The organism is Bradyrhizobium sp. 23 (genome assembly GCF_023073295.1).
Taxonomy (GTDB): Bacteria; Pseudomonadota; Alphaproteobacteria; order Rhizobiales; family Xanthobacteraceae; genus Bradyrhizobium; species Bradyrhizobium canariense_D.
Genome location: NZ_JADPJF010000151.1, coordinates 684,830 through 698,410 on the forward strand (window position 1 = coordinate 684,830; position 13,581 = coordinate 698,410).

At 64.9% G+C, this 13,581-nt stretch carries 16 protein-coding genes and 1 pseudogene; 6 read left to right on the forward strand and 11 right to left on the reverse strand.

The annotated features are described in order from the left end of the window. A pseudogene (locus IVB32_RS40365) lies at window positions 1-164 on the reverse strand (3-isopropylmalate dehydratase small subunit); the annotation flags it as partial. 106 nt (window positions 165-270) lie between these two features. Further along, entirely contained in the window at window positions 271-672 is a 402-nt protein-coding gene (locus IVB32_RS40370; protein WP_026233877.1) for a metallopeptidase family protein, read from the reverse strand. 154 nt (window positions 673-826) lie between these two features. On the opposite strand from IVB32_RS40370, the gene IVB32_RS40375 reads away from it, so the two are divergent. The 3 genes from IVB32_RS40375 (at window position 827) to IVB32_RS40385 (ending at window position 2,146) form a co-directional block, all read left to right on the forward strand. Further along, a complete protein-coding gene (locus tag IVB32_RS40375) occupies window positions 827-1,108 on the forward strand; it encodes a hypothetical protein (RefSeq protein ID WP_018459797.1) in 282 nt (93 codons plus the stop codon). A gap of 57 nt (window positions 1,109-1,165) precedes the next feature. Continuing rightward, on the forward strand, window positions 1,166-1,426 hold the full coding sequence (locus IVB32_RS40380; protein WP_026233878.1) for a hypothetical protein: 261 nt from the start codon (window positions 1,166-1,168) through the stop codon (window positions 1,424-1,426). 159 nt (window positions 1,427-1,585) lie between these two features. After that, a complete protein-coding gene (locus IVB32_RS40385) occupies window positions 1,586-2,146 on the forward strand; it encodes a hypothetical protein (RefSeq protein ID WP_026233879.1) in 561 nt (186 codons plus the stop codon). A 53-nt stretch (window positions 2,147-2,199) separates the two neighbouring features. Here IVB32_RS40385 and IVB32_RS40390 read toward each other — a convergent pair whose 3' ends face one another. The 7 genes from IVB32_RS40390 to ffh form a co-directional block, all read right to left on the reverse strand. Further along, a complete protein-coding gene (locus tag IVB32_RS40390; protein ID WP_018459800.1) occupies window positions 2,200-2,409 on the reverse strand; it encodes a hypothetical protein in 210 nt (69 codons plus the stop codon). Between the two features lie 95 nt (window positions 2,410-2,504). After that, window positions 2,505-3,911, reverse strand: coding sequence for a 3-isopropylmalate dehydratase large subunit (gene leuC / locus IVB32_RS40395; protein WP_026233880.1), 1,407 nt, complete (start codon window positions 3,909-3,911; stop codon window positions 2,505-2,507). A 323-nt stretch (window positions 3,912-4,234) separates the two neighbouring features. Continuing rightward, a complete protein-coding gene (gene rplS / locus IVB32_RS40400) occupies window positions 4,235-4,618 on the reverse strand; it encodes a 50S ribosomal protein L19 (protein WP_018459803.1) in 384 nt (127 codons plus the stop codon). Window positions 4,619-4,728: 110 nt separating this feature from the next. Next, window positions 4,729-5,484 carry a tRNA (guanosine(37)-N1)-methyltransferase TrmD gene (gene trmD, locus IVB32_RS40405; RefSeq protein ID WP_018459804.1) on the reverse strand — a complete coding sequence of 252 codons (756 nt, stop codon included), beginning with the start codon at window positions 5,482-5,484 and terminating at the stop codon, window positions 4,729-4,731. 118 nt (window positions 5,485-5,602) lie between these two features. Further along, window positions 5,603-6,148, reverse strand: coding sequence for a ribosome maturation factor RimM (rimM, locus tag IVB32_RS40410; protein ID WP_018459805.1), 546 nt, complete (start codon window positions 6,146-6,148; stop codon window positions 5,603-5,605). 9 nt (window positions 6,149-6,157) lie between these two features. Then, entirely contained in the window at window positions 6,158-6,490 is a 333-nt protein-coding gene (gene rpsP / locus IVB32_RS40415) for a 30S ribosomal protein S16 (protein WP_007598827.1), read from the reverse strand. A gap of 86 nt (window positions 6,491-6,576) precedes the next feature. Then, window positions 6,577-8,124, reverse strand: coding sequence for a signal recognition particle protein (ffh, locus tag IVB32_RS40420; RefSeq protein ID WP_018459806.1), 1,548 nt, complete (start codon window positions 8,122-8,124; stop codon window positions 6,577-6,579). Between the two features lie 330 nt (window positions 8,125-8,454). Between ffh and IVB32_RS40425 the strand changes: the two genes are divergently transcribed. Next, on the forward strand, window positions 8,455-9,519 hold the full coding sequence (locus IVB32_RS40425; protein WP_018459807.1) for an MBL fold metallo-hydrolase: 1,065 nt from the start codon (window positions 8,455-8,457) through the stop codon (window positions 9,517-9,519). An 88-nt stretch (window positions 9,520-9,607) separates the two neighbouring features. Here IVB32_RS40425 and IVB32_RS40430 read toward each other — a convergent pair whose 3' ends face one another. Together IVB32_RS40430 and IVB32_RS40435 are read right to left on the reverse strand one after the other, a co-directional pair. Beyond that, window positions 9,608-10,327: an SIMPL domain-containing protein gene (locus tag IVB32_RS40430; RefSeq protein ID WP_018459808.1), complete on the reverse strand. Its 720-nt coding sequence runs from the start codon at window positions 10,325-10,327 to the stop codon at window positions 9,608-9,610. 5 nt (window positions 10,328-10,332) lie between these two features. Beyond that, entirely contained in the window at window positions 10,333-11,106 is a 774-nt protein-coding gene (locus IVB32_RS40435; protein ID WP_026233881.1) for a GyrI-like domain-containing protein, read from the reverse strand. A 220-nt stretch (window positions 11,107-11,326) separates the two neighbouring features. Between IVB32_RS40435 and dapF the strand changes: the two genes are divergently transcribed. Continuing rightward, window positions 11,327-12,202 carry a diaminopimelate epimerase gene (gene dapF / locus IVB32_RS40440; RefSeq protein ID WP_247372298.1) on the forward strand — a complete coding sequence of 292 codons (876 nt, stop codon included), beginning with the start codon at window positions 11,327-11,329 and terminating at the stop codon, window positions 12,200-12,202. Beyond that, on the forward strand, window positions 12,202-13,455 hold the full coding sequence (gene mtaB / locus IVB32_RS40445) for a tRNA (N(6)-L-threonylcarbamoyladenosine(37)-C(2))-methylthiotransferase MtaB (protein ID WP_018459811.1): 1,254 nt from the start codon (window positions 12,202-12,204) through the stop codon (window positions 13,453-13,455). The genes dapF and mtaB overlap by 1 nt, the downstream gene beginning before the upstream one ends. Window positions 13,456-13,581 lie beyond the last annotated feature (126 nt).

Sequence of the window (13,581 nt, forward strand, 5' to 3'; positions counted from 1 at the left end):
TTCTCGCTGCCGTCGTCCTTGTAGCGCTGCTCGGAGAAGAGCCCCTTGCCAAGGCCGGTGCGCTTGATGGTCTTGAGGTACTGCTTCGGAATGATCATGTCGGTGTCGACATTGATGATCTTCAGCGGCGCCGCGACGCCTTCCAGCGTGGTGAACTTGTCCATGGTTGCGCTTTCCCGGGATGGTCTAGGGAACCGGTATTTATCGCGATCGGGGCGGAAATCCTAGGCCGAATTCGGCAGATCTCGTCTGCCTAACCGGGCTCTCTGCTCAACCCGGCTCTTGAGCCTCGATCGCGGACATATCGTCGTCCGACAGGCCGAAATGATGGCCAATCTCGTGGATCAGGACGTGGCGAACGATATGGCCGAGGCTTTCGTCGTGCTCGGCCCAGTAATCCAGGATCGGCCGGCGGTAGAGCCAGACCATGTTGGGCAGCCGCGCCACGTCGGCAAAACTCTGCTGCGGCAGGCCGACGCCCTGGAACAGGCCGAGCAGGTCGAACTCGCTCTCGCATGCCATCTCGTCCAGGACTTCCTCGGTGGGGAAGTCGTCGACGCGGATGATCACGCCCTCGCACAGCCTACGAAACTCCGCCGGCAGGCGTTCGAACACTTCATGCGCCATCGCTTCCATCTCGGCCAGCGAGGGCGCTTTCAATTCCGTCCACATGGGCTTCTCATAGCGTGGGTTTCGCGGCGATGCATCCGGCTTTATAAGCGCGGCGAGGTTGACGAGCGCCGTCAAAACGGGGAGCGTAGGCCTCGAAGTGGACGTTCAGGTGGGCAGAAAAATGCGAGCGAAAACAGCGCTGACGCTACTGTGCATGGGGTTGTTTTCGCAGTTTTGCGTTGGCGCGGAGGCCCAGACCGCGGCTCCCGGGATCAGGCTGGCCCAAGCGGCCTCGCGAGACGATCTGCCGCCGCCGCGCAAGCGGACCCCGGCGCGCCTGCGCGTCACGCCCTATTACAGTCCGGATGGCGTCTATCCCCGCTACAATCCCGGTCCCGATGCGGTCCGCGAGTGCAACGCCACCTATGTGCAGGAATATCGCCCGAGCGGCACGGTGATCGTGCCGCATATGAGCTGCTACTGGCGCCGGGGCTGATACGAGCGCGATGCCGTCGCGCGCCGATGAAGCGCCATGTTGCAGGCAGAGGCCGTCATGATGAGATGGATCGCGTTGGCCGTCGCTGCCGGACTTGCCGCAGGCCTGCCTCACGCTTTTGCAGCGCATAGGGTGACGAAGCTGCCGGATGCCTCGGCAGGGCGCGCGGCGTTCGACGGAGGGCGACATGTGCGGCCCGACATCATGCATTACGCTCCGCGTCCTGATCCGCATTATTACGCGCGGCCGGTCTTCTACCGCCCCTATCCCTATGCCGTGCCGGCGCCATTCGTGTTCGGCTATGGACCGTGGCGGTGATGCACTAGCCTGCAGGCGCTTCCGCGGAATGCCGTTCATTCATGATGGGTTCACGTCGCTGTCCGTAATTTAATCTCGGGAGCGACCGCCAATGAACACGGATGACGCGAGCCGGGAGCGAGCGTCGCAACTCCGCTGTCCAGATTCAGGGAGAAGTCGATGCTGAGGATATTGGGTCTCAAGGCAAGCCGGATGCGCTTGCTCGGAATTGCGGCCGCCGCGACGCTGATGTTGTCGGCCGGCACGACGCGCCGCGCTGAAGCGATGACACCAGTCAATCCGACCGCGTTGCCTGCGGCGAAGGCCGCAAGTGACGACATGATCCAGGTTCGCCACGGCGGCGGCGGTGGTGGTGGACATGGCGGCGGCTTTCATGGCGGCGGCGGTTTCCACGGTGGAGGCGGCTTCCACGGTGGCGGAGGACATATCGGTGGCTTCCGCGGCGGTGGTTTCCACGCTGGTGGCTTCCGGGCCGCACCCGCCTTTCATGGCGGCGGCTATCGTTACGGCGGAGTTCGCCACTATGGCGGAGGCGGATTCCATCGCTACGGCATCTATCGTCCCGCCTATTACGGCCATCGCCATTTCCACCGGCGCTACTATGGCGGCTACTATCCCTATTACAGCCATCCGCGCCGCTGCCGGGTCATCTGGACCTATTACGGCCCGCGCCGCGTCTGCCGCTGGCATCGCTGGCACCATCCGTATCGCTATTGGTAAGCACGACCGAAATGAAAAGGGCGCCTCGACGGCGCCCTTGTTCATCCGGTGGCCTAAAGCCAATCCTTCAGTTTCCACGTCGCCGACGTCCAGCGCGTGAGGTTCTCCAGCTTCCATTGCTTGAACATCGCCGGCGGCCAGCGGCTGAGCTTCGAGGCCTCCTCGACCTCGGGCTTGGCGACCATGCGCAGCGGTGCCGCGCGCCGCCGGTGCTGGGGCGTCGCCGCGCTGATCAGATCGACATATTCAGGCTTGCTGGCCATGAGCTGGTGTCCTCGCGAAACGCTCGCGAGGACACAGTGTCGGCGCTGCCGATTAACGGCGGTTTGCCGCAATCACTCAAATTGCAGGGAGCAGCTTACCGCCACTCCCTGATGTCGACGAAGTGACCCGCGATCGCAGCGGCTGCGGCCATCGCCGGCGACACCAGATGGGTGCGGCCCTTGAAGCCCTGGCGGCCCTCGAAGTTGCGGTTCGAGGTCGAGGCGCAGCGCTCTTCCGGAGCCAGCTTGTCGGGGTTCATCGCGAGGCACATCGAGCAACCGGGCTCGCGCCATTCGAAGCCGGCCTTGATGAAGATCTTGTCCAGACCTTCAGCCTCGGCCTGCTCCTTCACGAGGCCGGAGCCCGGCACGACCATGGCGTTGACGCCGCCTGCGACCTGCTTGCCTTCCGCGATCTTGGCGGCGGCGCGCAGATCCTCGATCCGGCCGTTGGTGCAGGAGCCGATGAAGATGCGGTCGAGCTTGATGTCGGTGATCTTCGTCCCCGCGGTCAGGCCCATGTATTTCAGCGCGCGGTGCTTCGACAGGCGCTTGGCCTCGTCCGCGATCTTGTCGGGATCGGGCACGCTGCCGGTGACCGAGATCACGTCTTCAGGGCTCGTGCCCCAGGTCACGATCGGCGGCAGCTTCGCGGCATCGAGCCGCAGCTCGTGGTCGAAATGCGCGCCCTCGTCCGAGCGCAGCTTCTCCCAGTAACGCATCGCCGCGTCCCAGTCGGCGCCCTTCGGTGCCTTCGGGCGGCCGCGCAGGAAGTCGAACGCCTTCTGGTCCGGCGCGACCAGTCCGGCGCGTGCACCGCCTTCGATCGACATGTTGCAGACCGTCATGCGGCCTTCCATGCTGAGCGCACGGATCGCGTCGCCGGCGTATTCGAGCACGTAGCCGGTACCGCCCGCGGTGCCGATCTCGCCGATGATGGCGAGGATGATGTCCTTGCCCGTCACGCCATCCGGCAATTTGCCGTCGACAGTGACGCGCATGTTCTTCGCCTTCTTCTGGATCAGCGTCTGCGTCGCCAGCACATGTTCGACTTCCGACGTGCCGATGCCGTGCGCGAGCGCGCCGAACGCACCATGCGTCGAGGTGTGGCTGTCACCGCAGACGATGGTGGTGCCGGGCAGCGTAAAGCCCTGCTCGGGGCCGATGACATGGACGACGCCCTGACGCTTGTCGAACTCGTCGTAATATTCGATGCCGAATTCCCGGGCGTTGTCGGCCAGTGCCTTGATCTGCTCGATGCTTTCAGGGTCGGGGTTCGGCTTGGTGCGGTCGGTGGTCGGCACGTTGTGGTCGACGACGGCCAGCGTCTTCTCCGGCGCGCGCACCTTGCGTCCGGTGGCGCGCAAGCCTTCGAACGCCTGCGGTGAAGTGACCTCGTGCACCAGATGGCGATCGATATAGAGCAGGCAGGTGCCGTCCTCGGCTTCGTGCACCAGATGGTCGTTCCAGATCTTGTCGTACAATGTGGTCGGCTTGGACATGAGCGTCAGCTCCAGGAATGTTGTGTAGAGCGGGTTGCGCGGATAGCGCGCGGGCAACAAAATCGTCAGCGCAGCTTTTAGGCTGCGCGCGTAAGCTCTGACGTTGCCGAGGTCGCGAAGCGTCCGAAGAACCGGCCAGGCAGCCGCGAGCGATCGTCGATGACGACGCGCTTGACGGGCGAGAGGCTGGTCAAATCTGGAAACATTCCAAGAATATATAGCAGGCCGAACCGGAATCGCGAGGGCTTTGACGCGCACGGCTGACGCAACAAAAAAGCGCGGGGTTGGCCCCGCGCTTTTGGAAACTCGCCTGTAAGCGGAGCTTACTCGTTGACGGCAGCCGGACGGTCCTGCTTCTTCTCGACGATGCGGGCCGACTTGCCGCGAAGGTTGCGGAGATAATAGAGCTTGGCGCGACGCACCTTGCCGCGGCGCACCACCTTGATCGAGTCGATCATCGGCGACATCACCGGGAACACGCGCTCCACGCCTTCGCCGTACGAAATCTTGCGCACCGTGAAGCTCTCGTTGAGACCGCCGCCGGAACGGCCGATGCAAACGCCTTCATAGGCCTGCACGCGGGTGCGGTCGCCTTCGACGACCTTCACGTTGACGATCACGGTATCGCCGGGGCCGAATTCCGGAATCTCCTTGTTGGCGGAGAGCTTGTCGAATTGCTCTTTTTCGAGCTGTTGGATCAGGTTCATGGGTAAATCTCCATCGGCGCGCCCAGCCTTGGAAAACGGGGGCTGCGCGAAATTCGTTTATCCAGCCATTGCGGATGTGGCCGCTGCTATAAGGCAAGCCGGAGCGTTTGTCACCCGTCTGTCTTGTTTTTTGGCGTTTTTTGGCGTCCGCCCCGATTCGGGACTTTGCTCGGGATCCGGGCCCACAAATCCGGTCGCCGGGCCGCGGTCAGGGCCTCGGATTCCTCCCGCCGCCAGCTGGCGACCTTGGCATGGTCACCGGAGGTCAGGATCTCCGGAATCGGGGTTCCCTCGAACCGCTGCGGCCGGGTGTATTGGGGGTATTCGAGCAGGCCGTCCGAGAAGCTTTCCTCGGTTCCCGAGGCCTCCTTGCCCATCACGCCCGGAAGCAGCCGAACACAGGCGTCGATCAGGGCCAAGGCCGCGATTTCGCCGCCGGAGAGGACGTAATCCCCAATCGAGACCTCCTCCAGGCCCCGCCCGTCGATCACGCGCTGGTCCACCCCCTCGAACCGCCCGCAGACGATCAGAGGACCCGGGCCCTTGGCGAGTTCGAGAACCCGGGCCTGGGTCAATGGCCGACCCCTCGGGCTCATCAGCAGTTTCGGCCGGTCCGGCCCGATCCCGGCGGCATCGATCGCGGCCGCCAGAACATCGGCCCGAAGCACCATGCCCGGTCCGCCGCCGGCCGGGGTGTCATCGACACTGCGGTGGCGGTCGGTGGCCGAGGCCCGGATGTCCCGCGCCTCCAGCTCCCAGAGCCCGCCAGCCAGCGCCCGGCCGGCCAGGCTCACGCCCAGCGGCCCCGGAAACATCTCCGGAAACAGCGTCAGCACCGTCGCGCGCCAGGGTGAGGGGTTGGTCATCGGATCTCAGTTATTGTCGTCCCGGACAAGCGGAGCGCAGATCCGGGACCCAGAACCACCGCACTTCGTTTGGCGACGGCTGGCGCGATCAGCTTAGCTAAAAATTCTGGCACTGTGGTTATGGGTCTCGGCCTTCGCCGGGACGACCCGGGGAGGGATCCTCGCCCGCGATCTCCTGCGGCAGCGCGATCACGACGCGGCCGCCGGCGATGTCGACCTCCGGCACCACCGCATCGGTGAACGGCAGCAGCATCGTGGTGCCTGTGGGCGGCGCAATCTCGATGATGTCACCGGCGCCGAAATTGTGGATCGCGAGCACGCGGCCGAGCGCATCGCCGGCCATGGTGACGGCGGCGAGCCCGATCAGATCGGTGTGGTAATATTCGCCCTCGTCCGTCGCGGGCAGCTTTTCGCGCGCGACGTAGAGCTCGATGCCGTTGAGGCGCTCGGCCTCATCGCGAGTCGTGACGCCCTTGAACGTTGCAACCAGATGATCCTTGGCCGCGCGCGCCGTTGCGACCTCGAACTGGCGCTTGCCGTCCTTGGACGAAAGCAGACCGTAGCTCCGCACGGCAAACGGATCTTCCGTGAAGGTCCACAGTTTGACCGCGCCGCGCACACCATGCGCGGCGCCGATCCGCGCGACGCAGACCAGCGCCGGCATGATCTGGCCTTAACCCTTCGCGGCGGCTTCGGCCTGCGCCTTGCGCTCCTTGCGCGGCACGGCCTTCTCGGGGTTGTTGCGCACTTCGCGCTTCTTGACGCCGGCGGCGTCGAGGAAGCGCGATACACGGTCCGACGGCTGCGCGCCCTTGGCGAGCCAGGCCTTCACCTTGTCCATGTCGAGCTTCAGCCGGGTCTCGTTGTCCTTCGGCAGCAGCGGGTTGAAATAGCCGAGACGCTCGATGAAGCGGCCATCGCGCGGAAAGCGCGAATCGGCGACGACGACGTGATAGACGGGACGCTTCTTGGTGCCAGCGCGGGCGAGACGGATAACGACGGACATCTAAGTTCTCCTTCAAAGTACGTTTTGTTCGGTTGATTGGTATTCCGCGTTGCGCGAGACCGCTGCGATCTCCCGCGACGAATTCCTCATTTCTTCTTGCCAGGGAAACCGCCGAGACCCGGCAGCATCGGCTTGCCGCTCAGCCCGGTCAGGCCCGGAACGTTCGGCAGACCCTGGCGCAGCCCGGCAGGTAGATCCTTCGGCAGGCTGGGCAGACCCTGTCCGCCGCCACCCTGCATCTTCTCCTGCAGCGCCTTCATCTCTTCCGGCGAAGGCGGCTTCATGCCGCCGCCAAAGCCCATCGCCTGCGCTATGCCCGCGAGCGGACCGCGCTTGCCGGAGCCCATGGCCTTCATCATATCGGCCATGTTCCGGTGCATCTTGAGCAGCTTGTTGACCTGCTCGACGCTCTGGCCGGAACCTGCGGCGATGCGCTTCTTGCGGCTGGCCTTGAGCAAATCGGGATGACGGCGCTCGTCGCGCGTCATCGAATCAATCACCGCGACCTGGCGCTTCAAAATCTTGTCGTCGATGCCGGCGGCCGCGATCTGGTTCTTCATCTTGGCGATGCCGGGCATCATGCCCATCAGGCCGCTGATGCCGCCCATATTGGCCATCTGCAACAGCTGCTCGCGCATGTCGTTGAGGTCGAACTGACCCTTGCGCATGCGCTCGGCGGTGCGCGCGGCCTTTTCGGCATCGATGTTGGCGGCAGCGCGTTCGACCAGCGAGACCACGTCGCCCATGCCGAGGATGCGGCCGGCGATACGATCAGGATGGAAATCCTCCAGCGCATCGGTCTTTTCGCCGGTGCCGAGCAGCTTGATCGGCTTGCCGGTGACCGCGCGCATCGACAGCGCGGCGCCGCCGCGGCCGTCGCCGTCCACGCGCGTCAGCACGATACCGGTGAGGCCGACGCGCTCGTCGAAGGCGCGAGCGAGATTGACGGCGTCCTGGCCGGTGAGGCTGTCCGCCACCAGCAGCACTTCATGCGGATTGGCGGCGGCTTTGATCGCTGCCGCTTCCGCCATCATCTCTTCGTCGAGCGTGGTACGGCCGGCAGTGTCGAGCAGCACGACGTCGTAGCCGCCGAGCTTGCCGGCCTCGAGCGCGCGCTTCGCGATCTGCGCCGGCTGCTGGCCGGCGACGATCGGCAGCGTCGGAATGTCGAGATCGCGGCCCAGGACGGCCAGCTGCTCCATCGCCGCGGGACGGTAGATGTCGAGCGACGCCATCAGCACCTTGCGCTTGTCGCGCTGGACCATGCGACGGGCGAGCTTTGCGGTGGTGGTGGTCTTGCCGGAGCCTTGCAGACCGACCATCATGATCGGCACCGGCGGCACGGAATTGATGTCGATGGTCTGGCTTTCGGCGCCGAGCGTGTTGATCAGCTCGTCATGGACGATCTTGACCACCATCTGGCCTGGCGTCACCGACTTGACGACGGTGGCGCCGATCGCCTGCTCGCGGACCCGCTCGGTGAAGCTGCGCACCACCTCTAACGCGACGTCGGCTTCCAGCAGTGCGCGGCGCACTTCGCGCATCGCGGCGTCGACGTCCTTTTCGGTCAGCGCACCGCGCCCCGTCAGACGATCGAGAATGCCGCCAAGCCGTTCCGACAGATTGTCGAACAATGCCGTTGTCCTTTTTTCACCTCTCCCCGCAAGCGCGGGGCGAGGGAGCAGAAATCCAAACACCTTCACGCCCGAGGGCGCATCGCGCTGTCGGGCGTTGGCCTCTGGCCTCTGGGACCAGTCGGCGGGTCGAAAAGAAAGCCTTTCCGAGAAGTGCCGGGGTTAAACGCCGCTGACGCCCGAAAGTCAAGGAAAGTTAGGGTGGCCGGGGCTGCTTTGGAAGGCAAAGCCTTGAAAAGATGAACTTTCCGGCGGCGGGTTCCTTTTCCGCAGACCCCGCCCATATAGCGGTGATGTCCTCCCCCTCCGACCATCTTTGAAGCCAGTTCCGTGCCGATCACCCGCCGCCGCCTTTTCGGACTGCTCGCCGGTGCCGGCGCATTGGTCGGCGTGCCCTCCCTTTGGATGTCCCGCATGAAAACCTATGACGGCCCGGTCTCCGACCATTTCGACGGCCTGAACTTCTTCGATCCGGACGGCGTGCCGCCGAAATCGCTTCGTGAGGTCCTGCGCTGGCAATTCGGCGGCAAGCGGCAGCGCGCGACTTGGCCGGATTGGGCGCCGAGCCCCCATGCCGACGCCCCGCCCGACCGCGTCCACGGCGACAAGGTGCGGCTCTCTTTCGTCGGCCACGCCAGCTGGCTGATCCAGACCGGCGGCCTCAATATTCTCGTCGATCCCGTCTGGTCGACGCGGGTCTCGCCCGTCAGCTTCGCCGGGCCGAAACGGCACAACGATCCCGGCATTGCGTTCGACAAGCTGCCGAAGATCGATGTCGTGCTGGTCTCGCACGGCCATTACGATCATCTCGACATGGCGACGCTGTCGCGGCTCGCCAAGAATTTTGCGCCGCGTGTGGTGACCCCGCTCGGCAATGACGTCACGATGCGCAGCACCGATGCGACGATCAAGGTGGAAGCGTTCGACTGGCATGATCGCGTCGAGCTCGGCGGCGGTATCGCCGTGACCCTGGTGCCGACCCGGCACTGGTCGGCGCGCGGCATGTTCGATCGCAACAAGGCGCTGTGGGCGAGTTTCGTGCTGGAGACGCCTGCGGGGAAAATCTACGTCGTCTGCGATTCCGGCTACGGCGATGGCGGGCATTTCCGCCGCGTCGCCGAGAGGCACGGGCCGCTCCGCCTGGCGATCCTCCCGATCGGCGCCTATGAGCCGCGCTGGTTCATGCACGACCAGCACATGAACCCGGAAGACGCGGTGAAGGCGCTCGCGGATTGCGGCGCGCAAGCCGCACTCGGGCATCACCACGGCACGTTTCAGCTGACCGATGAAGCAATCGATGCGCCGGCGAAAGCGCTGGTCGAGGCGCTCGATGCCGCGAAGGTTCCGCAGGAAAGATTTGTGGCGATGAAGCCGGGGCAGGTGGTGGAGATCTAGCTTCGCCGTCGCTTCGAACCCGCTGTCGTCCCGGCCTAGTGCGCAATTGCGGCCGGGACGACAATGGAGTCTGTAGCGGCAGCTGCCCCTACTGCTCTTTCGCCTTGATCGCCCAGCTCACATTCACCGTCACCGCTAGCGTTTCCTCGCCCGGCGCGACCGCGGCCTGCGGTACGGCCATGGGAGCTGCGGCCATGCGTCCCTTGAACAGCGGCATCGGGGCGCCGCCTTCGGAGACGCTGAGCGGTGCACCCAGCGTGACGCCGGTCGCCTTGGCGTAGATCTCCGCTTTGCGGCGGGCGTCTGCGACAGCTTTCTCGCGGGCATCGTCGAGCAGTTTCGAGGCCTGCGTAACCTCGAAGGAGATGTTGCCGATATCATTGGCGCCGGCGCCGACCAGCGTGTCGATGATGGCGGCGACCTTGGTCACGTCGCGGATCTTCACGGTGACGCGGTTTGAGGCGCGGAAGCCGACCACGGGCGAGGCGCCGGTGGATTTGTTCTGGCCGTATTGCGGCTGCAGCGACAGCCGCGAGGTCTGGTAGTCCTTCTCGTCAATGCCTGCGCCCTTCAGCGCCAGCAGCACCTTGCCCATCGCGGCGTTGTTGGCGTCGGAGGCTTCCTTCGCAGACTTGGCGTCGTTGGCGACGCCGGCGTCGATCTGCGCCAGATCAGGCGCGGCGGAGATCGTGGCTTCGCCGCTCACGGAAATCGCGGACGGAAAATCGTCGGCGAGCGCAGGCGTTGCCAGCATCGTGGCGGCAAAGGACGCAACAAGGGAGGTCAAAAGGATGGCAGGCTTTTTCATCGGTTTCACTTCAGCGGCACGAAAACATTGATCACGAGCTTGTCCTCCGCCGTCTTCAGGGGATCGGTGAGGTATTCCTCGATGAAGGTGTCCTTGGCTTCCAGCTTCTTGTCGTCGAGATGATTGGTGATCGCCTCATAGGTGTTGTCCATGTTGTCGTAGGAGCCGCGATGAACGAATTTCAGCGCCTTGCCCTCCGGCGATTTGCCGACGCTCATGTCCTTGGGCAGGTTCTTCGGGTCCTGCTCGACCGGGATCTCGGCTAGGAAGGTGAAGCCGGTGTCGTCGGTCGAGGTGTAGACGATCATCGAATTGCCGGCGTGCTTGATGCCCTGCTTGTCCAGCAGCGTGTTCAGCGCCTTGAAGGCGTCAATCAGCGTGTCGAAGGCCGAGTCCCAATTGGCAGTGCCCTTGACCATCAAAACCTTCTTGGACTCGAGCGTGGTCTCCTGGCCGAAAGGATCGGCCGTCTGCACGGGAGCCGGCGTCGCGGCGGCAGCCGGGGGCGGAGTGGCCGGGCTGGGTGACGCACTGGCGGCTGGCGAGGGCGAGGTTGCAGGGGACGTTGCAGGGCTTGGCGTGGCGCTGGCCGCCGGCGAGGGCGTGGCGACGGGGGCAGCGCTCGCGGCCGGGGCGGGCGAAGCCGACGGGGCCGGCGAGGGGCTCGCTGATGCGGCCGGTGCCGGGCTCGGCGTTTGGGCCAGCGTGGCGGACAGACTAAACGACAAGGCCGCTGCCGGGATCAGCGCGGCCAAAACGAGACGACGAAACCTGAACATTTTTATTCTCCCCAATAGCTTATCCGCCAAGGCCTTACGTCCCCGAAGCCTTAGCCCGGCCGCATGTCCCGGATCGCGCGAATTGCGCCGTTCTAACACGCGAGCGCCGAATTCGTCCCATGACAGATGCGTCATGGCAGCGTCCTGGCTCTTGTCGGCAAATCACTGGCCAAGAGGGCCAAGGATCGCCATATAAGGCAGGCGAAATTCGGGAATTTTCATGAGCGCGCTGGCCAACCACGCATTTGCCAAGATGAACGGCATCGGCAACGAGATCGTCGTTGTCGACATGCGCGATTCCACCTCAAAGGTCACCCCGGACGATGCCCGCGCGGTGGCATCGCCGCGAGGCGGCGTGCCCTACGACCAACTCATGGTGCTGCAGAAGCCGCGCTTCGACGGCACCGAAGCGTTCATCAGCATCTACAACAGAGACGGCTCCGAGGCCGGCGCCTGCGGCAACGGCATGCGCTGCGTCGTGCGGCGCATCTTCGAAAAGACCGGCCAGAGCACGGCAACGTTCGAGACGGCCGCGGGCCTGCTCAATGCCTGGCAGGGTCCGGCGCCGGATCTTTATACGGTGGACATGGGCGCGCCGAAGTTCGGCTGGCAGGACATTCCGCTCGACCAGGAATTTCGTGACACCCGCTACATCGAATTGCAGATCGGCCCGATCGACAATCCGATCCTGCATTCGCCCTCGGTGGTCAGCATGGGCAATCCGCATGCGATCTTCTGGGTCGATGACGTCAACGCCTACGACCTCGAGCGTTTCGGTCCGCTGCTGGAGAACCATCCGATCTTCCCGGAGCGCGCCAACATCACGCTAGCCCATATCGTCGATCCCCAGCACGTCACGATCCGCACCTGGGAGCGCGGCGCCGGCCTGACCAGGGCCTGCGGCTCGGCCGCATGTGCCACGGCGGTCGCGGCGGCGCGGCTGAAGCGCGCCGAGCGCAATGTCGAGATCACGCTGCCCGGCGGCAAGCTCGGGATCGAATGGCGCGAGCGCGACGATCACGTGCTGATGACGGGCACGGCGACCTTCGAATATGAAGGCCGTTTCGATCCGGCGCTGTTCGCGCCGGTCGGGTGATGAGCGTCGACATCGTCACCTTCGGATGCCGCCTCAATGCTTTCGAGGCCGAGGTGATCCGCCGCGAGGCCGAGGGCGCGGGCCTTTCAGATGCCATCGTCATCAACAGCTGCGCCGTCACCAACGAAGCGGTGGCGCAGGCGAGGCAGTCGATCCGCAAATTGAAGCGCGAGCGGCCGGGAGCGCGCATCGTCGTCACCGGTTGCGCGGCGCAGACGCAAAGCGGCATGTTCGCCGAGATGGCCGAGGTCGATCGCGTCGTCGGCAATGACGACAAGATGCGGTCGTCTGCGTGGCGCGAGGCGCGTACGGCGTTCGATCTCGGTACGAGCGAAAAAATCGCCGTCAGCGACATCATGGCGGTGAAGGAGATGGCGCCGCATCTCATCGACGGCTTTGCGAGCGGGCTGCCCCGCGTGTTCGTGCAGGTGCAGAACGGCTGCGACCATCGCTGCACCTTTTGCATCATTCCGTTCGGGCGCGGCAATTCGCGCTCGGTGCCGATGGGCGCCGTGGTCGATCAGGTCCGGGCATTGGCCGAGCGCGGCCATGCCGAGATCGTGCTGACGGGCGTCGACCTCACCAGCTACGGCACTGACCTGCCGGGCACGCCCAAGCTCGGCATGCTGACGAAGCAGATTTTGCGGCATGTGCCGGAGCTGAGGCGCCTGCGCATCTCCTCTATCGATTCGATCGAGGCGGACAGCGATCTGTTGGATGCAATTGCTGAGGATTCGCGGCTGATGCCGCATCTGCACCTGTCGCTGCAGTCCGGCGACGACATGATCTTGAAGCGCATGAAGCGGCGGCATACGCGCGGCGACGCCATCGCGTTCTGCGACCAGGTCCGCCGGCTGCGCCCGGATATCGCGCTGGGGGCCGACATCATCGCGGGCTTTCCGACCGAGACCGAGGAGATGTTCTCGCGCTCGCTCGATCTGGTCGAGCAATGCGGCCTGACGTTCCTCCACGTCTTCCCCTATTCGCCGCGTCCCGGCACGCCGGCCGCGCGGATGCCACAGGTGGCGGGCGGTGCAATCAAGGAGCGTGCGAAGCGGCTGCGCTCGGCCGGTGAGACCGCGCTCCTGCAGCGGCTGCAAGCCGAGATAGGCGCCACGCGTGAGGTGCTGATCGAGAGCGACGGTCAGGGACGGACGGAGCATTATCTGCCGGTGGCGATTGCGGGCGAGCGTGTGGGGAGTGTGGTGTCGCTGCGGATTGCCGGTCGCGATGGCGCGCGGCTGACGGTGTGATGCTTCCTTCCCTTCTCCCCTTGTGGGAGAAGGTGGCGCGAAGCGCCGGATGAGGGGTTGCTTCCGCGTACTCAACTCAATGTGGACTCGCGGAGAGAGACCCCTCACCCGTCTCGCCGCTGCGCG

Excerpts from the sequence above, each read along its gene's own strand:
- IVB32_RS40370 (WP_026233877.1), bottom strand. The coding sequence starts at position 672 with ATGTGGACGGAATTGAAAGCGCCCTCGCTGGCCGAGATGGAAGCGATG.
- IVB32_RS40375 (WP_018459797.1), top strand. The coding sequence starts at position 827 with ATGGGGTTGTTTTCGCAGTTTTGCGTTGGCGCGGAGGCCCAGACCGCG.
- IVB32_RS40380 (WP_026233878.1), top strand. The coding sequence starts at position 1,166 with ATGATGAGATGGATCGCGTTGGCCGTCGCTGCCGGACTTGCCGCAGGC.
- IVB32_RS40385 (WP_026233879.1), top strand. The coding sequence starts at position 1,586 with ATGCTGAGGATATTGGGTCTCAAGGCAAGCCGGATGCGCTTGCTCGGA.
- IVB32_RS40390 (WP_018459800.1), bottom strand. The coding sequence starts at position 2,409 with ATGGCCAGCAAGCCTGAATATGTCGATCTGATCAGCGCGGCGACGCCC.
- leuC (WP_026233880.1), bottom strand. The coding sequence starts at position 3,911 with ATGTCCAAGCCGACCACATTGTACGACAAGATCTGGAACGACCATCTG.
- rplS (WP_018459803.1), bottom strand. The coding sequence starts at position 4,618 with ATGAACCTGATCCAACAGCTCGAAAAAGAGCAATTCGACAAGCTCTCC.
- trmD (WP_018459804.1), bottom strand. The coding sequence starts at position 5,484 with ATGACCAACCCCTCACCCTGGCGCGCGACGGTGCTGACGCTGTTTCCG.
- rimM (WP_018459805.1), bottom strand. The coding sequence starts at position 6,148 with ATGCCGGCGCTGGTCTGCGTCGCGCGGATCGGCGCCGCGCATGGTGTG.
- rpsP (WP_007598827.1), bottom strand. The coding sequence starts at position 6,490 with ATGTCCGTCGTTATCCGTCTCGCCCGCGCTGGCACCAAGAAGCGTCCC.
- IVB32_RS40430 (WP_018459808.1), bottom strand. The coding sequence starts at position 10,327 with ATGAAAAAGCCTGCCATCCTTTTGACCTCCCTTGTTGCGTCCTTTGCC.
- IVB32_RS40435 (WP_026233881.1), bottom strand. The coding sequence starts at position 11,106 with ATGTTCAGGTTTCGTCGTCTCGTTTTGGCCGCGCTGATCCCGGCAGCG.
- dapF (WP_247372298.1), top strand. The coding sequence starts at position 11,327 with ATGAGCGCGCTGGCCAACCACGCATTTGCCAAGATGAACGGCATCGGC.
- mtaB (WP_018459811.1), top strand. The coding sequence starts at position 12,202 with ATGAGCGTCGACATCGTCACCTTCGGATGCCGCCTCAATGCTTTCGAG.